Source organism: Actinomadura darangshiensis, from assembly GCF_004349235.1.
GTDB classification, from domain to species: Bacteria; Actinomycetota; Actinomycetes; order Streptosporangiales; family Streptosporangiaceae; genus Spirillospora; species Spirillospora darangshiensis.
In genome coordinates this window covers 1-22,802 of sequence record NZ_SMKY01000134.1, presented here as the reverse complement: position 1 = coordinate 22,802, position 22,802 = coordinate 1, and the positions used below count along the sequence as shown (strand labels likewise).

The 22,802-nt window shown below is 70.7% G+C and carries 20 protein-coding genes; 7 read left to right on the top strand and 13 right to left on the bottom strand.

The window, feature by feature from the left end:
- Positions 1-81: 81 nt before the first annotated feature.
- Positions 82-780 carry a RibD family protein gene (locus E1293_RS25955; RefSeq protein ID WP_243716545.1) on the bottom strand — a complete coding sequence of 233 codons (699 nt, stop codon included), beginning with the start codon at positions 778-780 and terminating at the stop codon, positions 82-84.
- A 92-nt stretch (positions 781-872) separates the two neighbouring features.
- Complete coding sequence (locus E1293_RS25950) at positions 873-1,508, bottom strand: hypothetical protein (protein ID WP_132200093.1); 636 nt, start codon at positions 1,506-1,508, stop codon at positions 873-875.
- A gap of 276 nt (positions 1,509-1,784) precedes the next feature.
- Here E1293_RS25950 and E1293_RS50280 point away from each other — a divergent pair, with 276 nt between their 5' ends.
- Positions 1,785-1,943 carry a DUF397 domain-containing protein gene (locus E1293_RS50280; protein WP_279473280.1) on the top strand — a complete coding sequence of 53 codons (159 nt, stop codon included), beginning with the start codon at positions 1,785-1,787 and terminating at the stop codon, positions 1,941-1,943.
- A 169-nt stretch (positions 1,944-2,112) separates the two neighbouring features.
- Here the strand turns inward: E1293_RS50280 and E1293_RS25940 are convergent, their stop codons facing one another.
- The 3 genes from E1293_RS25940 to E1293_RS25930 all read right to left on the bottom strand — a co-directional run bounded on the left by E1293_RS25940 (position 2,113) and on the right by E1293_RS25930 (position 4,539).
- The gene (locus E1293_RS25940; RefSeq protein ID WP_132200091.1) at positions 2,113-2,634 is read right to left on the bottom strand and encodes an Ntn hydrolase family protein; all 522 of its coding nucleotides are present in this window, start codon (positions 2,632-2,634) and stop codon (positions 2,113-2,115) included.
- A 295-nt stretch (positions 2,635-2,929) separates the two neighbouring features.
- Positions 2,930-4,168, bottom strand: coding sequence for an MFS transporter (locus tag E1293_RS25935; RefSeq protein WP_165978397.1), 1,239 nt, complete (start codon positions 4,166-4,168; stop codon positions 2,930-2,932).
- The gene (locus E1293_RS25930) at positions 4,165-4,539 is read right to left on the bottom strand and encodes a Rossmann-fold NAD(P)-binding domain-containing protein (RefSeq protein ID WP_165978396.1); all 375 of its coding nucleotides are present in this window, start codon (positions 4,537-4,539) and stop codon (positions 4,165-4,167) included. Before E1293_RS25930 ends, E1293_RS25935 begins: the two co-directional genes overlap by 4 nt.
- An 81-nt stretch (positions 4,540-4,620) precedes the next feature.
- Between E1293_RS25930 and E1293_RS25925 the strand changes: the two genes are divergently transcribed.
- The 3 genes from E1293_RS25925 (at position 4,621) to E1293_RS25915 (ending at position 7,092) form a co-directional block, all read left to right on the top strand.
- The gene (locus E1293_RS25925) at positions 4,621-5,247 is read left to right on the top strand and encodes a TetR/AcrR family transcriptional regulator (RefSeq protein ID WP_165978395.1); all 627 of its coding nucleotides are present in this window, start codon (positions 4,621-4,623) and stop codon (positions 5,245-5,247) included.
- A gap of 91 nt (positions 5,248-5,338) precedes the next feature.
- Positions 5,339-6,166, top strand: coding sequence for an NUDIX domain-containing protein (locus E1293_RS25920; protein ID WP_165978394.1), 828 nt, complete (start codon positions 5,339-5,341; stop codon positions 6,164-6,166).
- An 11-nt stretch (positions 6,167-6,177) separates the two neighbouring features.
- Positions 6,178-7,092 (top strand): aminoglycoside phosphotransferase family protein, encoded by a 915-nt coding sequence (locus E1293_RS25915; protein WP_132200086.1) that lies wholly within the window; start codon positions 6,178-6,180, stop codon positions 7,090-7,092.
- A 21-nt stretch (positions 7,093-7,113) separates the two neighbouring features.
- Here E1293_RS25915 and E1293_RS25910 read toward each other — a convergent pair whose 3' ends face one another.
- Positions 7,114-8,259, bottom strand: a complete 1,146-nt coding sequence (locus tag E1293_RS25910) for an FAD-dependent oxidoreductase (RefSeq protein WP_132200085.1) — start codon at positions 8,257-8,259, stop codon at positions 7,114-7,116.
- 140 nt (positions 8,260-8,399) lie between these two features.
- Between E1293_RS25910 and E1293_RS25905 the strand changes: the two genes are divergently transcribed.
- Positions 8,400-8,987 (top strand): TetR/AcrR family transcriptional regulator, encoded by a 588-nt coding sequence (locus tag E1293_RS25905; protein ID WP_132200084.1) that lies wholly within the window; start codon positions 8,400-8,402, stop codon positions 8,985-8,987.
- Between the two features lie 24 nt (positions 8,988-9,011).
- Here E1293_RS25905 and E1293_RS25900 read toward each other — a convergent pair whose 3' ends face one another.
- On the bottom strand, positions 9,012-10,391 hold the full coding sequence (locus E1293_RS25900) for a M20/M25/M40 family metallo-hydrolase (protein WP_132200083.1): 1,380 nt from the start codon (positions 10,389-10,391) through the stop codon (positions 9,012-9,014).
- Positions 10,388-11,551, bottom strand: a complete 1,164-nt coding sequence (locus E1293_RS25895) for an MFS transporter (RefSeq protein WP_132200082.1) — start codon at positions 11,549-11,551, stop codon at positions 10,388-10,390. Before E1293_RS25895 ends, E1293_RS25900 begins: the two co-directional genes overlap by 4 nt.
- Positions 11,552-11,676: 125 nt before the next feature.
- Here E1293_RS25895 and E1293_RS50275 point away from each other — a divergent pair, with 125 nt between their 5' ends.
- Positions 11,677-14,466 carry an ATP-binding protein gene (locus E1293_RS50275; protein ID WP_132200081.1) on the top strand — a complete coding sequence of 930 codons (2,790 nt, stop codon included), beginning with the start codon at positions 11,677-11,679 and terminating at the stop codon, positions 14,464-14,466.
- A 37-nt stretch (positions 14,467-14,503) separates the two neighbouring features.
- Here E1293_RS50275 and E1293_RS25885 read toward each other — a convergent pair whose 3' ends face one another.
- From E1293_RS25885 to E1293_RS25865, 5 genes are all read right to left on the bottom strand, one after another.
- Entirely contained in the window at positions 14,504-15,358 is an 855-nt protein-coding gene (locus E1293_RS25885) for a carbohydrate ABC transporter permease (RefSeq protein ID WP_132200080.1), read from the bottom strand.
- On the bottom strand, positions 15,355-16,212 hold the full coding sequence (locus tag E1293_RS25880; protein ID WP_132200079.1) for a carbohydrate ABC transporter permease: 858 nt from the start codon (positions 16,210-16,212) through the stop codon (positions 15,355-15,357). The genes E1293_RS25885 and E1293_RS25880 overlap by 4 nt, the downstream gene beginning before the upstream one ends.
- Before the next feature lie 12 nt (positions 16,213-16,224).
- A complete protein-coding gene (locus tag E1293_RS25875; protein ID WP_132200078.1) occupies positions 16,225-17,529 on the bottom strand; it encodes an ABC transporter substrate-binding protein in 1,305 nt (434 codons plus the stop codon).
- A gap of 295 nt (positions 17,530-17,824) precedes the next feature.
- Positions 17,825-20,302: a glycoside hydrolase family 2 protein gene (locus E1293_RS25870; protein WP_132200077.1), complete on the bottom strand. Its 2,478-nt coding sequence runs from the start codon at positions 20,300-20,302 to the stop codon at positions 17,825-17,827.
- Between the two features lie 3 nt (positions 20,303-20,305).
- Positions 20,306-21,532: a glycoside hydrolase 5 family protein gene (locus E1293_RS25865; protein ID WP_132200076.1), complete on the bottom strand. Its 1,227-nt coding sequence runs from the start codon at positions 21,530-21,532 to the stop codon at positions 20,306-20,308.
- Between the two features lie 303 nt (positions 21,533-21,835).
- Between E1293_RS25865 and E1293_RS25860 the strand changes: the two genes are divergently transcribed.
- Positions 21,836-22,802 (top strand): LacI family DNA-binding transcriptional regulator (locus E1293_RS25860; RefSeq protein WP_132200075.1); only part of this gene is annotated, 967 nt, incomplete at its 3' end.

The window sequence follows — 22,802 nt, the reverse complement described above, 5'->3', positions numbered from 1 at the left end:
GACACGCCCCGTCTCCGCCCACCTACCCCAGAGGCAACCCTGGCCAAGCGGACGCTCTCGCCGACAAGCCCAAGCTTGCGGTCAGGAGCGCGTCAGGAGGTAGCGGGCGAGGATGACGTCGCCGATGGGACGGACCTCTTCGAGTGTCATCCGGTTGCCGGGGTGGTGCGGGAACTGTCCCGTTCCGACGAAGCGCGGGGCGGCGGAGTCGCCGACGAAGAACGGCGCGGTCACGAGCTGGAGTTCGTCGGCCAGTCCGGCGGTGAGGAACTGGGTGTGGACGGTGCCGCCGCCTTCGACCATCAACCGCTGAACCCCTCGGTCGGCAAGGTCGGCAAGCATGGTGTCGAGGTCGACGGGGTCACCGGCGTCTACGACGGTGGCGACGTCGCCGAGGCGCTTACGGCAGCCGTCGACCGCGCCGCTTGAGCAGTACACGATCTTCTCGACACCACCGGCGGCGAAGAACTTGGCGCCGGGGTCCAGGTCACCGCCGGCAGTGAAGGTGACCTTGATCGGGCTCTCGGGCAGGCCACGAGCGACGCGGGCCTTGCGGCGATCCTCGGCCCGGACGAGCAGGCGCGATGCCGCCCACAGGGCTCGCGGCGGCTTCTCGTTGCCACACGCGGTGCACGAACGACTCAAGGACGACCAGGTGATGAGGATGAGGAAGCCGCGACCGCCCTGCCGATCAAGGTCCCGTGCCCTCGGTGCCACGAGGGCGGTCACGACCACACCGGGTCCGGACGACCGCCCGCACGTCATCAGCCGTGACCACATGCACGGCACCATCCTCCGCTACCTCGGCGACGCAGCCCACGGAGGCTCCGTTATCGCCTGACCCGCCTGCCTCCGGTGCACCCCACGGCCATTCAAGGATCAATCTTTTCCCTGCATGCTTCCGGCAGCCCGGTCTGCTCGGTGCACTGCTTGATCTGTTCTTCCTTCGGCGGCACCTGCTCCTCGTCCTGAGACGGCTCCGTCCCCTCATCTTGAGGCGATTCGGTCCCCTCATCCTGAGGCGATTCGGTCCCCTCATCCTGAGGCGATTCGGTCCCCTCATCCTGAGGCGGCTCCGTCCCCTCATCCTGAGGCGGCTCCGTCCCCTCATCCTGAGGCGGCTCCGTCCCCTCATCCTGAGGCGATTCCGTCCCCTCAACAGAATCGTCGATGCCGTTGTTGTTCCGATCCCGCTCTGACGGGACCGGCGAAACCGTGCCCACGCCGTCCGGCCCGAACTCTTCGATGCAACTTTCCCGCACGCTTCCCCCCGCCGGATGTCTGCACTCTTCCGGAAGTGGCCGGTTGTCGGTCTCGGCGTCTTGGGGTTCAGGATCGGAGGTCTGAACCGGCTCCTGCGACTTCGGCTCGCCCGGCTGCGTCGGACTCTCCACTGGAGCCTGGGACGTCCGGGGCGGGGTGGTCGGTTCGCCCGACCCGCACGCCCCTGCACCGCACGCGATGAGCGCGACGGATGCAATCACCTCTGCGATATGGATTCTCTTCATAGTTACTTCCCCACACTCATGGGGGGATCCAGAAACCATGAACAACCATTAGCGGCGCCGACCCGCAGAAGGCTCGGAACCCGATGATACGCAATTCCGGCCAGGCACGGAAGGGTATCGCCCCAGGTCAGCGCGCCGACGGCCGTTCGCGCGCCATCCTGTCCCGCTGATCCTCCAGGCACCAGCGTCCTGGCAGACACCTCGACACCCTTACATCACCCGGCCGAGTGCTCATCCTGCGCCGCTCGGCCGACGACACGTTCACATGGGGCGGCATTGAGGAGCTTTCTTGCGGCGGCGTCGAACCGGGCACCTCCTCACCGCGCTGGAACGGTGGTGGCGGTGCGGGACAGCAAGGACCCGGACGGGCCCGTCCTCCTGCTGACCCGCGTGGCCCTGCGGACGGCCGTTCAGTCCGCCGCCGACACCCGCTGACCACCCGGCACCAACCACGCCACCGACCCACCGAGCAGCGGCGAGTCGTCCCGTCCCCCCGACCCGGACGACCCGCCGCGCATACACCTCTCCACGAAGCCCCGCAGGACAGCGGCACGAAGGGTGTTGAGGGCGGCGAACCGTTCGTCCTGCGGGGCGCGGAGACGGGTCACCACATGTCGTCCGGATCGACGGGCGGCTCGTCGGGCACGCCGAGGGCACGCAGGTCGGCGGAGGTGAACGAGCGGTCCGCGCGGTCGCCGAGCAGGTGCCGGACGAGGAGGTCGAGGATCTCCATGTGTTCCCGCTCGGAATCGCGGTTGACCTGGATGATGCGGTCGGTGGACTCCTGGACGGCGTCCCAGAGCCCGGCGTCCTTCATGGCCGTGACCACGCCGCCGGCCTCCAGGTATCCCGACCAAGGATGCTGGATGGCCAGATGCGAAAGAGCCGTGCTGCGCAGAAAGTTGAGCAGGAACCGATCACCGGACGCCGTCCCCGCAGCTGTCATGCCCTTGCTCAAGTCGATTTCAAAGAGCCGCTGGAGTCCCGCCGACAGATTCCGTTCGTATTCGGCGAGTTTGGCGTAGTCGCTCTCCGGGTCCTTCGGCTCGGCAGCGTTCCGGTGCCGCAGCTCGTCGAGATATGCGCGGATCAGTGCCCGCCGGTCGTAGCGCCGATCTGCGGTCATCGGAGGCTCCCTGACGGGTCGAGGAATCGGCCTTCGCCAGGGTAGAAGACGCCTACCCGCCCGCCGCCGACCCCGGCGCGTCCCCGCCGCTTCCCGACGGGGGCCGGCGGGAGGTCCTCGCGCATCCGGTCGCCCTAGAGTCACCCGGGGCAACTACCACCGGTCGCCCACACTCGCGCGCGTCCGGGGCAGATTGGGGAGTGACTGCGGCGGACGGCCGTCGCCGAACTGCGGCCGGTCCAGCCATCTGGCGGCCGCGGGGCTGCGGCGCGGCGGCGTCGTGGACGGCATGCGGTCACGCTCTGGTGCGGCTTCGCCGGTCGTCGCGGGGTCGGTCGGGTAGGCGCGTCTGTTCGTGCCGTCGTCCGGCGCAGTGGGCGCCGAGGCCGGCGAGGGCGAAGGCGCCCGCGGTAACGGTGACGCCGGCCCATCCGTGGCGTTGGTAGGCGTGTGCGCCGAGTGCCGATCCGACCGCGCCGCCGACGAACATGGCGGTGGCGTAGACGGTGCTGACCCGGGCGCGGGCGTGCGGGAGCAGGTCGTAGATCACGGCTTGGTTGGCGGCGTTGAGCGCCTGCAGTGCCGCGTCCATGAGGAGGACGCCGGCGACGAGCCATCCGAGCTTGGTGCCGCCGATGTGGATCGGGACGAAGGACGCGACGAGCAGCACGCTGATGGCGGCGGTGACGGGCCAGCGCTGCCGTCGCGGCCGGGTGCCCAGGGCACGGCCGGCGAGAACCGCGCCGGCGGCGCCGGCGGCGCCGAGCAGGGCGAACGCGCCGATCTGGAGTTGGGTGAGCTGGTAGTGGCCGGCGAGCAGGAAGGTGACGGTGGTCCAGAAGCATCCGAAGGCGCCGAACGCGCACCCGCCGTTGACCGCGCGCCACCGCAGCACCGGCTGCGCCCGCGTGGTGTGCAGGACTCCCCGCAGCTGCGCCGGGTAGCTGAGGGACAGCTCACGCGGACTCGCCGGGAGCCGCCGGTGCAGGATCATCGCGGTCGCGGTCATCAGCACGGCTCCCACCACGTAGACGGCGCGCCAGTCCAGCAGGCCGGCCAGTACGCCGGCGAACCCGCGGGCGAGGAGGACTCCCAGCAGCAGCCCGCCCAGCAAGGTGCCGATGACCCCGGCGCGCTGGTCGTCGCCGGCCAGGGTGGCGGCGTGCGCCATGAGCATCGTGACCGTCACCGATGCGAGACCGGCCACCGCCGCCGCGACGGCGAAGACGGCCAGGGTGGGGGCGGCGGCGCCGGTGCCGAGCGCGGCCGCGTTCACGCCGGTCAGCGCCACGAGCAGCGGGCGCGGACGGACGATGTCGCGGAGCGGAACCAGGAACACCAGCCCGAGTGCGTAGCCGGCCTGGGCGGCCGTGACCGCCCAGCCGATCGAACTCTGGGAGGCGCCGAAGTCGGCGGCCAGGGAGTCCAGCAGCGGCTGGGCGTAGTACAGGTTGGCGACCGTGACCGCGACGGCGACCGCCAGCAGCCGCACGAGGCCGGCGGAGATGCCATCGCGACCGACGCGTCCGGTCACCACGGCACGCGTCCTTGGTCGTTGACGAACCCGCCGGTGGGACCGGCGTCGGACAGGGTGGCCAGGTCCACGATGATCCGGGCGCCTTCCTCGCGGGTGCGGGTGCCGCGGTGGCCGGTGAGGTCGGTGTTCAGTGCGGTCTTCGATGACGGGTACGCCATCCAGCGGTCGGCGTCGCCGCCGAAGTCGGTGCCGCCGGTCGCCAGGCCCAGTGAGGCGGTGGTGCTGGACACGTTGACGATGCGCGGCGCCGCCGAGGCGCGCAGGCTGCCCATCACCACGGTCGTCCCGCGCCGCAGGAGATGCCGGGCGGTCTCCTTGCCCAGTCCCCTGTTCGCCCCGGTCAGGAGCGCCACACGGCGGTCGGTCATGGTTCCCTCCGTTCTCCGCGCAAGATCCGTCCGACTAATATTACAAGCTGTATCATGGGATACCGGCTGTATCATCGTCGAGTGGCCGAGTCAGAGTCGAAGCAAGCCGGACCGGGGCTGCGGGCCGCGGGTGTGCGGCGGACCCGAAGCAGCATCCTCACCGCCGCCCGCCGGCATCTCGTCGAGTCCGGCTACCACCGGCTCAGCCTGGAGGACGTCGCCGCCGACGCCGGCGTCACCCGGGTCACCATCTACCGGCACTTCGACTCCAAGCTCGGCCTGCTCGACGCCATCGGCGAGGATCTCGCCCAGCAGGCCGGCCTTGTCGCCCGCATGGACGACGCCGCCGGGCTCGCCGACCCGGTCGCCGCCTTCACCGCGATGGTCAGGGAGCTGTGCCGCTTCTGGGACACCGACCCGGAGGTCTTCCGGCGACTGATCAGCCTCTCGGCCGTGGACCCCGAAGCCCAGCAGGTCATCGCCGGACGGGAGCACTGGCGATACCAGCAGATCGGCACGTTCGTGCAGCGCCTGGCACACGCCGGCCGCCTCCTGGCCCCGTTCAACGTGCGGGAGGCCGCCGCCGTCATCGGGACCGTGACGAGCTTCCCAGCGTGCGACGAGGTCGCCACACGGCTTCGGACGGACCTAACGGAGTTGGACGAGATCCTCCTGCGCTTGCTCACCAGCGTCGTCCGACTCGACTGATCGACGACCTCTCGCCGGCCACGAGCCCATCGTTCGACCAAATGTTCGAGAAATGGGAGGCCGTTCCCGCCTAGGACTCTAGGGTCGCGTCGTGGTGAACTTTGAGACTGAGCCCTGTGACGGGTTCTGGGACGATGCCGCCCGGATCCGTACCGGCTATCTGGCCGAGGTGCCGACGCATCTGCTGGTGATGAAGCTTGCCGAGGAGGTCGGCGAGGTCGCCGAGGCCTACATCGGGATGACCGGCGGCAATCCCCGCAAGGGTGTCCACAAGACAGTGACGGACGTCCTGGACGAGTTGGCCGACGTGATCCTGTCCGCCGCCGTCCCCATGGTGGACCTGGCCGGCGGCCCCGACCAGGCCAGCCGGTACCTGGCCAGACGGCTCGACAGGGTCTCCGCCCGCGAGACCGCAGGCGTGCCCGCCGGCAGCAGTGGTTGGCACGGATCGTTCATCGCGCCGCACGTCCTGCTGCGGCGCGACGACGGCAAGGTGCTGATGCTGCGCCGCCACAACACCGGATACCGCGACGGCTGGCTCGCCCCGCCCGCTGGACGGATCGAACCCGGCGAGGACGTCCTGTCTGCGGCGATCCGCGAGGCGCGAGAAGAGACCAGCGTGACGCTGCACCATGACGATGCCGTGTTCTGCCACGTCATGCACCGCACGGCGCCGACGTTGCCCGGCCCCTGCCACGCGATCAGCGACTACTGGTTCACCTTCGATCGGTGGGTCGGCGATCCACGCGCCGCCGAGCCTGACAAAGCCTCGGAAGCGCTGTGGATCGACCCGGCGTCCCCGCCGTCCGACCTGATCCCCTACTGCGCGCAGGCACTCGCGGCGATCGGCCGCGGAGAAGCGTTCAGCGTCCGCGGCTGGGCGCCCGAGCCAACGGAGGCGACCGCACCGGCTGGCTAGTGTTGGTCCGCATGACGCATGCCGAGATCGAGATCACCGCGGAGCTGGTGCGGGATCTGCTGCGCGACCAGCACCCCGACCTGGCCGATCACCCGGTGCGGCTCGGCGCACGCGGATGGGACAACCAGCTGTGGCGGCTCGGCGACGACCTCGCCGTCCGGCTGCCCTGGGCCACGCAGTCCGCGGACGTGCTGCTGCGCAAGGAGCACGCCTGGGTGCCCGCCCTTGCCCCGCGCCTTCCGCTGCCGGTTCCCGTTCCGCAGCGCCTCGGCGAGCCGTCCACACGGTTTCCGCGACCCTGGATCGTCACCACCTGGGTGCCGGGCACGCCCGCCGACCGCGCCCCCGTCACGCGCCCTGCCGACGCGGCGACCGCCCTGGCCGCCTTCCTGACCGCGCTCCATCAACCCGCGCCCGAGCAGGCGCCCACCGGCCGCGGCCGCGGAGGGCCGCTGGCCGACCACACCGAGGGCTTCAGCAAGCAGCTCGCCTCGGCCACCGAGCTGGGACTCGTTCCCGACCCGGACGCCGTCCGCGCGATCTGGGACGATGCCGCCGCCGCACCCGAGTGGGACGGCCCGGCACTCTGGATCCACGGCGACCTGCATCCGGCCAACGTCCTCACCACCGACGGCACCATCAGCGGTGTGATCGACTTCGGAGACCTCTTCGCCGGGGACCCGGCCGGCGACCTCGCCGCCGCCTGGAACCTGCTGCCGGACGGCACCGCCGACCGCTTCCACGCCGCCTACGAGCCGGCCCCGGACGCCGCCACCCTGCGCCGCGCCCGCGGATGGGCGGCCGGACGCGCCCTCGCCGGCATCCTCATCGGGGACGCCGGCGTCCACGGCCGGCCCGGCGGCAAGACCACCTGGGGCCCACCCGCCCACGCCGCGTTGCGCCGCCTCATCGCGACCCACCGCTGACCAACGCCTCTGCGACATGGCTCAGGGCTGGGCGTCGGCGCCTTCCTCGAAATCGTGGACCTCGGCGGACAGCAGGTGCTCGGCGCCGCCTTCGAGGATCTTGGCCGTCTCGGTGGAGCGGGGAAGCATGGTCGTCTCGTAGGCGCGGACAGCCTCGTCGACGGTTGCGGCGTTCGCGAGAGCGGTGGCGAGGTCGGCGGCGTCCACCATGGCGAGGTTGACCCCGACTCCGAGCGGGGGCATGAGGTGGGCGGCGTCGCCGAGCAGGGTCACCGTCGGGTCGTGCGCCCAGGTGTGCGGGACGGGGAGGGCCAGGATCGGGCGGTCGACGTAGGGGCCGTCGTTGTCGCTGATCAGCTGGTGCATGAGGGGCGACCAGTGGGCGAACTCGCCGAGTAGCCAGCGGCGGATCCCGGCGGTGTCGTCCGCGGTGAGGCCGCTTCCGGTGATCCAGTCGGCTGGAAGCCGCTGGATGATGTAGACGCGGATGTGGTTTCCGCCGTTGCGCTGGGCGAACATGCCGCGTTCGCCGTCCGCCGCGTGGGCGCCGCCTTGGCCGACCAGGTCGGCGATGGCGGGGTGCCGGTTCTCGACGTCGGAGAACCATGCCTCCAGGAAGCTCACCCCGGTGTACTCGGGTACGGCGGGCGACACGGCCGGGCGGACCCGGGAGAAGGCGCCGTCGGCGCCGATCACCAGGTCGGTCTGGGTGGTGGTGCCATCGGCGAAGACCAACTGCCGCGGCCCGCCGGGGGAACCGCCGACCGCGTCCAGGCCGTGGCCCCATTGGACGGTTCCCGGCCGCAGGGAGCCGAGCAGCAGGTCGCGCAGCCGGCCGCGGTCGATCTCCGGCTTGAAGAGCTCGCCCGCTTCCGGGACTTTGTGGAACCTGATCGTGCCGGACGGGTCCAGCCGACGCATTTCCTGCCCTTCGGGCCGGGCCAGTTCGAAGAACTCGTCGAGCAGGCCGGCTTCGCGCAGGGCGATCTGGCCGTTGTCTTCGTGCAGGTCGAGTGTGCCGCCCTGGTCGCGCGAGCCGGGGCCCGGCTCGCGGTCGTAGACGGTGACCGCGATGCCGCGCCGCTGGAGGATGCGGGCGCAGGTCAGCCCGCCGGGTCCGGCACCGATGATGCTGATCCGAGCATGGGCGGGTTCGGGAGAGTTCATGTTCGTTCCTTCCATGGGACGCAGACGGGAGCCGGGTTTCGGCTACGGCGAGCGCCCGCGTTTCCCAGAAAAGCACACTGAGTTAAAAAGTGCAACGAGTCAACTTTTCAATCGATGCCACCATCGGATACGCTCACCCCATGACCACGCCTCCCGTCGGCCGCCGCGAGCGCAAGAAGGCGGCCACCCGGCAAGCGATCGCCGACGCCGCGCTGCGGCTCTTCCTGGAGCGCGGCTACGACCAGGTGAGCATCCGCGAGATCGCCGACGCCGCCGACGTGTCGACCACCACGGTGTTCAAGCACTTCAGCGGCAAGGAAGCGCTGGTGTTCGACCAGGACCAGGAGCGGGAGTCGGAACTGGTCGCCGCGGTGCGGGGGCGAGCCGCCGGGCAGAGCGTCCTCGACGCCCTCCGGCAGCACGTCCTCGACACCTGGCTGCCGATCGCGGCGCATCCGCAGCGGGCCGGGTTCGTCGACCTGGTCGAGTCCACGCCCGCGCTACGCGCGTACTCCGAACGCATGTGGACCGGGTACACCGACGCCCTCGCCGCCGCCATCGCCGACGAGGCCCGCGCCGACCAGGACGACCTCGCATGCGCGGCCCTCGCCCGGTTCGTCCTGGAGATCCCCACCCTCGCGCAGGGCCGCGAGGACCGCCGAGCGGCCGTCGAGACGATCTTCGACCTGCTCACGCACGGCTGGGAACCGCCGGGCGACCGCTCCTGATCCTGCCTTGGTGATCGACTCGGCTCACCGCGTCGACGACCCGGCCGTCACGTCCCGCTTCGGCAGCGATGCGAGCTCGTTGAGGAGGAGGGTTTCTGCCAGGCAGGTGTTCTCGAAGTCGGCCAGGTGCAGGTTTTCGTCGGCGCTGTGGGCCCGGCAGTCGGGATCGGCTCCCGCGCTGGTGACGAGGATCGCCGCCTCGGGGAACGCCGCGGCGAACGCGGCGACGAACGGGATCGCGCCGCCTCCTCCGATGTCGGCGACGTCTGCGCCGTACGCGGTGCGGTAGGCCCGGCGCGCGGCGTCGTAGACGGGGCCGCGCGGGTCAATGGCGTGCGGCTCCGCCGAATCGGTGGCGGTGACGTCGAGCAGGACGCCCTTGGGCGCGTGTTCGTGCAGGTGCCGGGCCAGGGCGGCTTGGGCGGACGCCGCGTCGTCACCTGGTGCCAGCCGCAGGCTCACCTTGGCTCGGGCGGCCGGCGTCAGCGTGTTGGACGCGCCGGCCACCGGGGGCGCGTCGATCGCCAGCACCGTCGCCGCGGCCTTGGACCAGATGCGGTCCGCGACGGTGCCGGTTCCCATGAGGGGGACGCCGTCGAGCATGGCGGCTTCCGTCCGGAACCGTTCCTCGGGGTAGTCGACCGTCGGGCGCCAGGAGGTCGCGAGGCCGTCCACCGCCACGTCGCCGTTCTCGTCGTGCAGGGTGGCGAGGAGCCGGCAGAGCACGGTCAGCGCGTCCGGCGCCGCCCCGCCGTAGGTGCCGGAGTGCACGCCCTGTTCGAGGGTCCGCACCTCCACGACGCAGCCGGCGAGGCCGCGCAGCGTGGTGGTGAACGCCGGGACGCCGGCGGCGAAGTTCTCGGAGTCGGCGAGGACGATGGCGTCCGCGGTGAGCCTGTCGCGGTAGCGGTCGAGGAACGTGCCGAGGGTCGGGGAGCCGATCTCCTCTTCGCCCTCGACGAGGACCGTGACCCCGACCGGCGGCAGGCCGTCGTAGGCCCGGACCGCCGCCAGGTGCGCGGCGATGCCGGCCTTGTCGTCCGCGGATCCGCGGCCGTAGAGCCGTCCGCCGATCTCGGTCGGTTCGAACGGCGGGTTCGTCCACAGGGCGAGGTCACCGGCGGGCTGGACGTCGTAATGGGCGTAGAGCAGCACGGTGGGCATGCCGGCGGGCGGTGGGAAATGGGCCACGACGGCCGGCCAGCCGTCGTCGATGTCGTTCAGGATCTCGGTCCTGCTCGCGCCCGCGGCGGCGAAGAGTTCGGCCGTCGCCACCGCGCAGCGGCGCAGCTCCGCGGCGGCGGTGAAGTCGGCGCTCACGGACGGGATGCGCATCAGGGTTTCCAGGTCGGCGCGGACGCCGGGCATCACATGCTTTACGGCTTGGCGGATGTCGTCGCTCATGAGGTCCTCCGTCGGTCGATCAATGCGGGGATGAGTGCGGTGGCCAGCACGGCCGCGGTGAGCACGAACCCGGTCGTGTAGCCCGCGCGGCCGGCCACCAGTCCGAAGCCGACGGCGCCGATGCCCATGCCGCCGTCCCAGGCGAAGTTCCACAGGGCGCTGGCCCGGCCGAACTCCTGCTTCGGCGTCCGCTGGAACATCAACGTCAGGGTGGCGTTCTGGGCGGCCCCGAAGCCGGCCCCGAAGAGGGCGGCTCCCACCAGCAGCGCGTACGGGTTGTCCAGCCAGGCGAGTCCGGCGGTGCCTGCGGCGGCCGCGACCACCGAGGGGACGAGCAGGCGTCCCGGACCGTGCCGGTCGCCGTACCGGCCCGCGAGCCAGCGGGCGATCGGCATGGCCGCGGCCTGGACCAGCAGCGCCAGAGCGGCCGTGCCGCGCGCCCCGGCCGGCACGGCGAGGGGCAGGAAGGTCAGGACGATCCCGGCCGCCAGCGTGGTGGCCGCGAAGATCAGCGTGGGACGGGCGAGCCCGCCGTCGCGCAGTCCGCCCAGCACTCCCGTCTCGTGGCCGGTCGATCCCCGCGCGTTGGGCAAACCGGGCACCAGGGCGAGCGTGACCAGCGACACCGCCGCCCCGGCGATGAACACGGTGCCGTAACCCAGGTTGGTGCTCAGCCACACGCCCAGTGGCAGGGCCACGACGGCGGGGACTCCGACGGCGACGCCGTACAGCCCCAATGCCTCGCCGCGCCGCCGCTCCGGGACCATGTCGGCCATCAGCGCGGGGCCCGCCACCACAACGATTCCGAGGCCGGCGCCCCGCGCCACGCAGGTGGCCAGGACCAGCGGCAGCGCGGACGAGACCGCCAGCGCGATCGACGGCACACCGAGCAGCAGCAGTCCCGCGGCGATGCCCGTGCGGTATCCGTAGCGCCTCAGCACCGCCGGGACGGCGAGCTCCATCAGCACGGTGGCGGCCATCATCACGCCGGTCGACAGCCCCGCGCCCGCGTCGCCCGCGCCGCCCGCCGACACGTACAGCGGGACGACCGAGACCAGCAGGTAGAAGCCGGTGAGCGAACCGAACGACGCGACCAGCAGCGCGATCGTCCGGCGGTCCGGCACCATGCGCCGCGCCGGTTCCGTCCCAAGATCAGTCACCCGGGAAGTGTCGGGCGGCGGACGGCCCCCGCGGATCGGGCAGGCGCCCCATCCGCCATCCCCATATCCGCGATCCGGTATCCCCATCTGGGACGCTGGGGGGCGTGTACAGGAAGCCGTCCTTCGTGGGCCGAAGCGAGGAACTCGCCATGCTCGGCGAAGCCTGTGCCCAGGCCCGGGAAGGGTCGCCCGCCGCGGTGCTCATCGGCGGTGAAGCGGGTGTGGGCAAGTCCCGGCTGGTGGACGAGTTCACCGGCGGGCTGCCCGGGGGAACGCTCGTCCTCCTCGGGGGATGCGTGGAACTCGGGACGAACGGCCTGGCGTTCGCACCGTTCACGGCGGTACTGCGCGCTCTGGTGCGAGAACTCGGCGTGGCCGGTGTGGCGGACGTCCATGGCAAGGTGCGCGAGCTGGGCCGGTTGCTCCCGGTGCTCGGACCGCCCGGCGACGACGACGGCCTGGCTCGCGCGCGCCTCTTCGAGGAGTACCTCGCGGTTCTCGCGGACGTGGCGGAGCGGCGGCCGGTCGTGCTGGTCATCGAGGACATGCACTGGGCCGACCGGTCCAGCAGGGAGCTGCTCGGTTTCCTCGTCCACAACCAGCACGCCATGCCCGGCCTGCTGATGGTCACCACTCACCGCAGCGACCAGCTGGACCGTTCCCATCCGCTGCGCCGGCTCCTCGCCGAACTGGACCGGTCGGCCTGGGTGCGCAGGTTCGAGCTCGGCCGGCTGTCCAGGGCCGAGGTCATCGGACGGCTCCGGGGCCTCCTCGGCCGCGAGCCGGACGCGGAGCTCAGCGAGGAGATCTTCCGGCGCAGCGCCGGCAATCCGCTGTTCGTGGAGGCCCTGTCCGCCGGGACGGGCGCGCCGGTGCCCGAGTCCATCCGCGATCTGCTCCTCGCGCCGCTGGAGCACCTGCCCGACGGAACCCGGCGGGTCGTGCGGGCCGCGGCGGTCGGCGGGGTCCGGGTCGGTCACGCGCTGCTGTCCGCGGTGACCGGACTCGGCGACGCGGCGCTGGCCGATGTGCTGCGGCCGGTCGTGGCGTCGAACCTCCTGCGGGTCGAGGAGGACGGCTATGTGTTTCACCACGCGCTGATCCGGGAGGTCCTGTACGACGACTTGCTGCCCGGGGAGCGGACATCGCTGCACGTGCGCTACGCCGACGTGCTCGACTCGGGCGGCGGCGCGGCGGTCGAGTCCGCGTACCACTGGTACGCCGCGAAACGTCGTCCCGGCAAGGCGCTGGCGGCATCCTGGCGGGCCGCGGCCGAGACGTCGGCATCGCTGGCCCACGCCGAGCAGATGCAGATGCTCCTTCAAGTCCTGGAGCTGTGGGATCTCGTTCCGGACGCCGCGGAGCGGATCGCGACGTCCCGCGCCGACGTGGTCGAGCGGGCGGTGCGCGCGGGCATGGCGGCCGGTGCGGGCGCACGGTCCATGGACCTCGTCGCCGGCGCCCTCGCCGAGAACCGCGACCCGGTCCGCGCGGGCCGGTTGCTCGCGTGCCGCGGGGAGTTGCGCGCCGCCCTCGGGCAGCCGGGCGACCTGGCCGACCTCCGGGAGGCGGCGCGGCTCATCCCGGACGGCCACGAGCTGCGCGCGTCCGTCCTCAACACGCTGGCCGGCCGGCTGCTGGCCGTCCCGCGCGAGGAGGAGGGCCGCACCGTCGCGCGGGCGGCCGTCGCGGCGGCGGGCGACCCGGAATCGAAGATCATCGCCGCCATCAACCTCGCCTACGCGCAGGCTCGGGCGGGCGACGTCGACGGGCAGCTGCCCCACCTGGTGGCCGCGCGGACCATGGCCGGCCGCATCGGCGACCACGGCGCGCTCATGCACGCCTGTCGATGTGAGGCGGACGTGCTGCAGGGCGCCGGCCGGTACGAGCCGGCGGCAGCGGCGGCCCGCCACGGGCTGCGCGCCGCGGCTGAGGCGGGACTCGCCCGGACGTCCGGTCCCGTGCACGCGGGGAACCTCGCCGAGGCGCTGATCGCCCTGGGCCGCTGGGACGAGGCGACCGAGACGATCGACCATGCCCTCGGCCAGTCACCGCCGCCCAACCCGCACGCCTACCTGCTGGTCCTGCGCGGGACGATCGCGCTGGCGCGCGGCGACCTCGACCGGGCGCGGACCTGCGCCCGCTACGCCCGCGAGGTCTTCACCGGCGGCACCTCCTACGCGCAGGACCACCTGCTGCTGGTCCGCCTCGAAATCGACCTGCGGCTCGCCCAGGACCGGCGACCGGACGCCGTCCGCCTCGCCGAGCGGGCGCTGAGCGGCGACGAGATCGAGCCGAGCCCCCGCTACCTCTGGCCGGTGATCGAGGCCGGAGCCCGCGCCGGCGCCACCGGCCTGGACGGGAAGGCGGCCGCGCTGCCGGTCGTCGGCCCGGTCCAGCACGCCCACCGGCTGGCCTTCACCGCCGAGACCGCAAGCCTTGGCCAGTGGGACGGCGTCGCGGCCGCGTGGGGCGACCTGCACCAGCCCTACCCGCAGGCATGGGCGCTGCTCCGGGCGGCCGAGGCGGCCGCGGAAGCCGGAGACCGCGCCCTGACCCGATCGCACCTGAGCCGCGCCGCCGCACACGCGGACCGGCTGGCCGCCCACCCGCTGCGGACCCGGATCGACCGGCTGGCGAGACTCTCGCGCGTCTCCCTCACCCCGGCCGGCGGGTCACCGGCGGACGCCGCGCAGGAAGGCTTCGGCCTGACGCCGCGCGAGCGCGACGTGCTCGACCTCATCGCCGACGGCCGCACGAACCGGCAGATCGCCGCGGAGCTGTTCATCTCGATCAAAACCGCGGGCAACCACGTGTCCAGCATCCTGGCCAAACTCGGCGCGGCCGGACGCGTCCAGGCGGCCGCCATCGCGCACAGGCACCGCCTCATCCGGACGGACGGCGACGCCCGCTGAGGGACGTGCGAGGACGGCCAGTACTGTCGTGGATGCCTCATTTCCCGGTGCCCTTGGTCAGCCCGCTGTAGATGAACCGCTGCAGGGCGAGGAACACGACAAGGGTCGGGACGATGACGAGGATCGTGCCGGCGGAGATCTGCTCCCAATGGGCGCCGGACGGCCCCTTGAACCGGAAGAGGGCGGTCGACATGGTGCCGAGCCGCGAGTCGGGCATGTAGAGGAACGGGATGTAGAAGTCGTTGTAGACGGCGATGCCCTTGACGATGACGACGGTGGCGATGGCCGGTTTCATCAGCGGCAGGATGATGCGCCGGTAGATGGTGAAGTAGGACGCCCCGTCGATGCGGGCGGCCTCGTCCACGGAAGCCGGGATGCCGCGGATGAACTGCAGGAAAATGTAGATCGCGACGATGTCGGTGCCCATGTAGAGGGCGATGGGCGCGAGCCGGGTGTTGAACAGGCCCAGCTGGTCGATCACCTGGAAGGTGGTGACCTGCGTGGTGATGCTCGGGACCAGCGTCGCGAACAGGAACAGCCCGAGGACGAGCGAGCGGAACCTGAACCGGAAACGGTCGATCGCGTACGCCGCCATCGACCCGATGAACACCGTTCCCGTCACCGAGACGACGAGGATGATCGTCGTGTTGAGCAGTGCCCGGGCGATGTGCCCGCGCTGGAACGCGGTCGCGTAGTTGCCGAAGTTGAACCAGTCGTCCGGCGGCGCGAGGACGCTCTCCCCGGACGCGAGTTCCTCCGGCGTCTTCATCGACGTGAACAGCACGACGGTCAGCGGCAGGATCACGACGACGGCCGCCACGATCAGGGACGTGTAGACGCCGGTCGCCGACAGCCGGGGAAGGCGCCGCGCGCGGGGCTCTGAGACGGTCATGAGATCTCCGTCCTCCGATCGGGGACGAGGCGCCGCTGCACCCACGTGACCAGCAGGATCAGCAGAAGCAGGACGACGGCGGCGGCCGAGGCGAGGCCGGTCTTGTTGAACTGGAAGGCGAGCTTGACGGTCTGGATGACGAAGGTCTCGCTGTTCCCGGAGCCGCCGGTCATGATGTAGGGGATCTCGAACACCGACAGCGAGCCGGAGACGGCGAGGATCGTGCTGAGCCCGATGAGCGGGCGGAGCATCGGCGCGACGATGTGCCGGAATATCTGCCGGCGGTTCGCGCCGTCCATCTCCGCCGCCTCGTACAGCTCGCTCGGAATGGACTGGATGCCGCCGAGGAACAGCACGAAGTTCAGCCCGAGGAAACGCCACACCGACACCCCGGCGAGGGAGTAGTTCACCAGGTCGGGGTCGCCGAGCCAGAGGTGGCCGCCGCCGATCCCGAAGGCTCCGAGGAACGTGTCGAACGTCCCGCCGGGCTGGAAGAAGTACAGGAACACGAACCCGATCGCGACGCCGTTGACCAGGTACGGGAAGAAGATGATGCCCTTGAACAGGTTGCGGAACCGGAGGTTGAAGCTGAGGACCATCGCGAAGTACAGCGCGAGGACGATCTGGATGACCGACGCACCCAGGTAGTAGAGGCTGGTCAGGAAGACCTCGAACAGTTCCCGGCGGGTGAATATCTCGGTGTAGTTGTCGAGGCCGGTGAAGGTGTAGTCGGGGCTGATGCCGTCCCAGTCGGTGAAGCTGTAGACGACCATGTTGACGATCGGGACGTAGGAGAACGCCACCAGGAACGCCAGCGGCACGACGAGGAACGTCCAGGGTGTGAGGGCGCGCATGTCCCGCCCTTCTCAGCCGACGGTCTTCCGGCCGCTGTCCCATTTCTTGGACAGGTCGGCGAGAAGTGCGTTCAGGTCGCCCTTGGCCGCGCCCCGCGCCACGTCGACGAGGTTCTTGCGGTAGTCGGGGGCGTCCAGCCCGATCTCGGCGGCTCTGTCGATGTCGTTGACCTGGGCGACGCCCGCCTGGTCCAGGTCGAGCAGCCGTACGCCGGCGTCCTGGTAGGGCTTGAGCGCGGCCGGGAGCGGGTCGCCGGTCACGGGGGACACGCCCTCGTTGAGGGCCGCGAACCCGGACTTGCCGACCATCCAGTCGACCCAGGCGCGGGCCGCCGCCTTGTGCTCGGAGTGCGTGTTGACCGCGTACCGGTAGTCGGGTGCGAGCGCCGCGCAGAACTTGCCGTCGACCTGCGCCGGGAAGGGCATGAAGCCGACCGCTTCCGGCTTGACCCCGGCCTTCGCCGCGGCGTCCCTCATCTGCGGGATCGCCCACGACCCCAGCCACATGGTCGCGATGTCGCCCTTGGCGAACCGTCCCTTGGACTCCTCCCAGTTCGTGGTCGTGGGGTCGGCCTCGGTGAGCTTGCTCTTGACCGCGTTGAACAGCAGCGAGTCGCCGACGTTGAGGTCCTTGCCGGCCGCCCAGGGGTCGCCCTTCGCCAGCGCGTTCTTCGCCTGCGGGTCGCAGGTGGCCGAGCCGAGGACGTTCGTCCAGGCGGTCAGGGGCCAGCCGTCCTTGTAATTCGTGTAGAGGGGGGTCGCGCCGGTCTTGCTCTTGACGGCCTGGAGGTCGGCGAGGAACTCGGCGGGCGTCTTCGGCCAGCCGGTGACGCCGGCCTTCGTCCAGACGTCCTTGTTGTAGATGAACCCGTTCGCGGCGGCGAACGACACGACGCCGTAGACCTGGCCGTTCACCTCGCTGGCGGAGGTGAACTTGTACTTCTTGGAAAGCTCGCCGGCGGAGCCGAGCGAGGCGAAGAACTTCGGGTAGTCGTTCTTGGCGACCGCGGCCGGGATGAGCAGGACGTCACCGTAGTTCTCGGTGTTCATGCGGATCTTGACCTCGCCCTCGTAGTCGGTGAGGGCCTCGAACTTCACCTGGACGTTCGGGTAGGTCTTGTTGAACTCGGCGGCGTACTTGGCCAGCGTGCCGTCCTCCTTGAGGTCGGTCCGCTGGGTCAGCACGGTGATGTCGCCGCTGATCTCCGCCGGGTCGCCGGTCTGCTCGGCGGTGGACCGGCCCCCGCCGCTGCCGCCGCAGGCCGCGGCCAGCATCGCCAGGGCGGCGAGCGTCGCGGTGAGCGCTCGTCTGCGCATCCCCACCATCTCCCATCTCAGGACCCGCCAGGGGTCTCCCGAAGCTTGAGCGCTTCAGCTGGCCAGAACAGTGACATGAGCCACTGAACCAGTAAAGGTGACGGCCAGCCCATGATATCCAACCGTTATCGGATGACCGGTTGGTCGAATCGAAGATCTCAGCTTTGAAGTGCAGTTATCGTTTACCAGAGCGGGTTGGCAATCGTCGGTCTATGCAACGGAACCGGTTATTCACCGATGCCGATCGTGCTTCCGTGCAGCACAGTCGTCGCCCCGCGGGCGGGGTGCAGCGCCCTCATGGCGGGACCGCCCCGGGCTGGACGGCGTTGACGCACCACAGGGCGGCTCTGACCTGGTCGGACGTCACGGTCTTCGCATCGAGACCGGTCACCGGGACCGTGACCGACTCCCCCGGCAGCAGGGTGGCCAGCCCCCGGTCGGCGGCGGCGCGCGGCCCGAGCCGGTCGGCCTGGAGGAGCAGGTCGCGCAGGAAGGAGCCGGCCGTGATGACGACGTCCAGCACGTCGCCGCGTTCGTGCAGCTCGATGCCGAACTCGGGGACGGGGAAGGCGAAGTCGCGGTCCTCGCAGCCGAGGACCACGTCGCGAAGACCGTCGGCGTCGGCCACGATCAGCTCGCCCGACCGGTTCTCGAAACGCCCGACCCGGTCCTTGAGCGGGAACAGGGCGACCTCGCGCGGCCCGACCGTGAAGGCGACCTCGGCCTCGGCCAGGACCGCTCCGCCTCCGGTCATGCGCCGCACCGAGACCACGGAACTCCACGGCTCGGCGGACTGGTTGTCGACGGCGACCACGAGTTCGCCGTCCCGGCGCCGGAGGGTGAGCAGCCGGTCGGCGTAGAGGCGGCGCAGCTCGAAGTAGAGCGGTTTCAGACGTCCCGCGCCGTCGATCGCGGCCCACGACGTGACCGGCCAGCAGTCGTTGAGCTGCCAGACGACCGTCCCGGCGCACACCGGCCAGTGGGATCGCCAGTGCGCGACACCCGTCGCGATGGCCCGGGCCTGGTTGACCTGGGTGAGGTAGTGCCAGGCGTCGAAGCCGTCCGGTGCGGCGAAGTGGTGGGCAAGGCCGCGGTCGAGTTTGCCGTTGCCGTCCTCCGCCTTCTGGTGGTGGAGCATTCCAGGGGAGGACGAGGCGAGTTCCTCGTCCGGCAGGGCTTCGCGGATGGTCGCGTAGGCGGCCGGGGCCTGCCAGCCGAACTCGGACGCGAAGCGCGGGATCTCGTTCAGGTAGTCGGTGTAGTCGCGGCGGTTCCAGACCTCCCAGAAATGCGAGGTGCCGTGCGCGGGGTCGTTCGGATGGCGGTCCCAGGAGCCGGACCACGGGCTGCCCGCGGTGTAGGGACGGGTCGGGTCGAGTTCGGCGACGATGCGGGGCAGCAGGCCGAGGTAGTAGCCCTCGCCCCAGCTGTCGCCCGCCAGGGGCTCCTCCCAGTCCCAGTCGCGGAAGCCCCAGAGGTTCTCGTTGTTGCCGTTCCACAGGACGAGGCTCGGGTGCGGGGCGAGGCGCACCACGTTCTCGCGTGCCTCCGCGTCGATCTCGTTGCGCAGCGGCTGCTCCTCGGGGTAGGCGGCGCAGGCGAACAGGAAGTCCTGCCAGACCATCAGGCCCAGTTCGTCGCAGATGTCGTAGAAGGCGTCGTCCTCGTAGATCCCTCCGCCCCAAACCCGGATCAGGTTGATGCCCGCGTCGGCGGCCTGCTGGAGACGGTGGCGGTAGCGCGCGGGGGTGATGCGCGCGGGGAGGGCGTCGTCCGGGATCCAGTTGACGCCGCGGGCGAAGACGGCACGGTCGTTGATCTTCAGGGTGAAGGACGTGCCGTGCGCGTCGGGGGCGTTGTGCAGTTCGACGTTCCGGAAGCCGATGCGCCGGGTCCAGGTGTCGAGGACGGTACCCGTCGCGTCCGACAGAACGACCTCGCAGTCGTAGAGCGGCTGGTCGCCCTGGCCGAGCGGCCACCACCGCCTTGGCCGCGGGACGGTGACCACGGCCTTCGCGTCGTTTTCGCCCGGCGGGACGACGATCGGTGCGCGGACGCCTGCGACGATCACCTCGGCATGCAGTTCGGTGTCCTGGCCGGAGTCCGTCCGTTCGAGGGTCAGGTGGGCCTCGACCCGGCCGTCCCCGCCGGCGGAGACGGTCACCAGCGGGCGGACCCCGGCGAGCCGCGCGGTGCTCCACGACTCCAGCCGGACCGGACGCCAGATCCCGGCGGTGACCAGCGTCGGCCCCCAGTCCCAGCCGAAGCTGGAGGCCATCTTGCGGATGAAGTTGAACGGTTCCGGATAGGCGTTGGGACGGGACCCGACCAGGTCGCGGACCGCCTCCGCCTCGGTGTAGGCGGAGGCGAACCGCACCGAGAGCGCAGCGCCGGCACGGGCCGGACCGGTCACGTCGAACCGGTAGGAGCGGTGCATGTTGCGCGTACCGCCCAACTCCCGGCCGTCGAGAAGGATCGTCGCCACCGTGTCCAGGCCCTCGAAGACCAGGTCGGTGCGTTCGGCCCCGTCGGGGACGGCGGGGAGCGCCAGGTCGTAGCGCCAGCCGGAATGCCCGGCCCATGCGACGTCTCGTTCGTTCCGGTCCAGATAGGGGTCGGGGATCAGGCCCGCGTCCAGCAGATCCGCGTGGACGCAACCGGGGACCCGCGCAGGGATGTCCTCCTGCAGCCGTCCGGCCAGGTCGCCCGGCGCGGGCCCGTCGACCAGCCGTACCGTCCAACCCTGATGCAGCGATGTGCTCTGCTTGGTCAAGCGTCACCTCTCCTGGTTCTTGGCGGCCTGGCGGTCGGCGTGCGCGCGGAAGACGGCCAGTTCGGGATCGCCCTTGGAGACGCCGAACTTCCCGTCGACCTCGTGGTCCTGGTACCACCAGAAACCGGTGCCGTCGCCGCCGGCCGCCTCGAAGTCCTTGAATATCGCGTCCCACCAGACCGTGCGGTCGACGTTGTGGACGTTGAACTCGCTCATGTAGAAGGGCTTGCCGACGGTGTCGTGGGAGTCGGCGATCCATTTCCGGATGAGCACCTTTGTCGCGTCGAGGCCGAGGTTGGCCCAGCTCTCTGTCGGATAGGGGTGAGCCGTGGTGTAGTCGACGTAGGGCGACTGGTGAATGTAGATGAACGGATTGCCCTCGTCGCCGCCGAATCCGTAGCGGGTGCCGTGGCCTTCGATTCCGGCGCCCAGCATGTGGTCGGGGTCGATGCCCTTGACGAAGGCGCCCATCTCGTCCACCCACTTGCGCAGGGTGGTGCCGTTGACGTTCTCGTCGGCGCTCTGGTCCTGGTACCGGGGCTCGTTCATGAGTTCCCAGGCGAAGACGTTCGGGTCGTCCTTGTACTTCACGCCCGTGTAATGGTTGGTGCGGTTGAGCGCGTGGCTGACGTAGTTCTTGTAGGACGTGAAGCAGCCGGGGCAGCGGGTCTTGTCGAAGAAGGCCGCGCGGCCGGGGTGCCCGCCGCTCAGCCCCTCCCACTGGAGGCGGGTGTCGATTCCGCCGTACGCCTCCCAGTAGTTCTCGAAGACCGGGACGACTTTGATTCCATGGTCGGCGGCCGACTTCAGGACGTAGTCGAACTGCGCGAACTCCTGCTCGTTGTAGACGCCCTTCGCCGTTTCGAAGCCGTGCCAGCTTTCGTGGCTGAACATCCACGTCCGGAGGACCTGGACGTTGTCGGCCTGGAGGTCGGCCATGTGCGCGTCGATGCGCGCCTTGTCCATGTACTGCGTCTCGGTGTCGCCCGAACCGCTGCCGAACGTGAACAGGTCGTAGGTGTTCGCGCCGGCGAAGTAGAACGGCTTGCCGTCCAGGCAGAAGTGGACGCCGCAGCGGTAGGCGAACCCGGCGGGCGCGGCGGAGGCGGTGCGGGCGGCGGAGGCCGGCTTGGGGAGGGCGAACGCGCCGCCGGCGAGGAGGAATGCCGCGACCAGCGCGGCCCACCAGAGCGGAGGGCGTGCCCTGAGGGATCGGGGGTGGGGTCTCATGCGGTGCTCACCTTCGGTGGGAGGGTGTCCTGCCGGGGGCTCCCGGCCCCACCAGAGAAGTACTTAACTGATTAAGTTGCAAGGCTCTCCGTGAAACATTCACAGCCTTTCCAACCTCGGCAGCGCAGGCCGTCCCCAGCTACCCAGGAGAATCCCTCGCCTTTGACTTAACCGGATAAGTCATGCCCGACCCTAAGCCGCCTTCACGGCGCCCGTCAAGGGATCGCGGCCGCCTCGTTCACGGGTGACCGACGTAGTAAGCTGGCGATTCAGCGTCCAGTAACCGGTTCAGCCAGGGGTGTCGTGAGAAGGCCGACCATCGCGGACATCGCCGAACGCGCCGGGGTATCGAAGGTCGCCGTCTCCTACGCGCTGAACGACCGTCCGGGCGTCTCCGCCGAGACCCGCGCGCTGATCAAGCAGATCGCGACGGAGATCGGCTGGCGTCCCAACAGCGCGGCGAAGGCGCTCAACGGGGCCAGGGCGCGCAGCGTCGGCCTCGCCGTCGCCCGGCCCGCCCGCACCCTCGCCATCGAGCCGTTCTTCATGGAGCTGATCAGCGGCATCGAGAGCGAGCTGTCCCCGCTGTCGTTCGCGCTGACCCTCCAGGTCGTGGACGACCACGCGAAGGAGATCGAGACCTACCACCGCTGGTGGGGCGAACGCCGCGTCGACGGCGTGATCGTCGTCGACCTGCACGTGGACGACCCGCGCGTCAGCGAGCTCCAGGGCCTCGACATGCCCGCGGTGGTCGTCGGCGACCCGAGCGCGGCGGGCGACCTCACGGCGGTCTGGTCCGACGACGCCGAGGCGATCCGCGAGACGGTCTCCTACCTCTACGCGCTCGGCCACCGCCGCATCGCCCGCATCGCGGGGCTGCCGAAGCTCCTCCACACCCGCCTGCGCGACGAGGCGTTCACCGCGATCTGCGAGGAGTTCGGCATCGCGGGCCACCCGGTCGTCCACACCGACTACACCGGCGAGGAGGGCGCCCGCGCCACCCGCCGCGTGATCAGCTCGCCCACGCCGCCCACCGCGATCGTCTACGACAACGACATCATGGCCGTGGCCGGCCTCTCCGTCGCCCAGGAGATGCGGCTGAGCGTCCCCGCCGACTTCTCGATCGTGGCCTGGGACGACTCGCCGTTCTCCCGCGTCGTCCGTCCCGCCCTCACGGCCCTGACCCGCGACATCCCCGCCTACGGCGCGCACGCCGCCCGGACGCTGCTCTCCCTCCTCGAAGGCGAGACGATCACCGGCTACCAGGACG

Bases quoted from the DNA above. Each gene is read 5' to 3' on its own strand.
- E1293_RS25955 (WP_243716545.1), bottom strand. From the start codon at position 780: ATGTGGTCACGGCTGATGACGTGCGGGCGGTCGTCCGGACCCGGTGTG.
- E1293_RS25950 (WP_132200093.1), bottom strand. From the start codon at position 1,508: ATGAAGAGAATCCATATCGCAGAGGTGATTGCATCCGTCGCGCTCATC.
- E1293_RS25940 (WP_132200091.1), bottom strand. From the start codon at position 2,634: ATGACCGCAGATCGGCGCTACGACCGGCGGGCACTGATCCGCGCATAT.
- E1293_RS25930 (WP_165978396.1), bottom strand. From the start codon at position 4,539: ATGACCGACCGCCGTGTGGCGCTCCTGACCGGGGCGAACAGGGGACTG.
- E1293_RS25915 (WP_132200086.1), top strand. From the start codon at position 6,178: ATGACGCATGCCGAGATCGAGATCACCGCGGAGCTGGTGCGGGATCTG.
- E1293_RS25910 (WP_132200085.1), bottom strand. From the start codon at position 8,259: ATGAACTCTCCCGAACCCGCCCATGCTCGGATCAGCATCATCGGTGCC.
- E1293_RS25905 (WP_132200084.1), top strand. From the start codon at position 8,400: ATGACCACGCCTCCCGTCGGCCGCCGCGAGCGCAAGAAGGCGGCCACC.
- E1293_RS25900 (WP_132200083.1), bottom strand. From the start codon at position 10,391: ATGAGCGACGACATCCGCCAAGCCGTAAAGCATGTGATGCCCGGCGTC.
- E1293_RS25885 (WP_132200080.1), bottom strand. From the start codon at position 15,358: ATGACCGTCTCAGAGCCCCGCGCGCGGCGCCTTCCCCGGCTGTCGGCG.
- E1293_RS25880 (WP_132200079.1), bottom strand. From the start codon at position 16,212: ATGCGCGCCCTCACACCCTGGACGTTCCTCGTCGTGCCGCTGGCGTTC.
- E1293_RS25875 (WP_132200078.1), bottom strand. From the start codon at position 17,529: ATGCGCAGACGAGCGCTCACCGCGACGCTCGCCGCCCTGGCGATGCTG.
- E1293_RS25865 (WP_132200076.1), bottom strand. From the start codon at position 21,532: ATGAGACCCCACCCCCGATCCCTCAGGGCACGCCCTCCGCTCTGGTGG.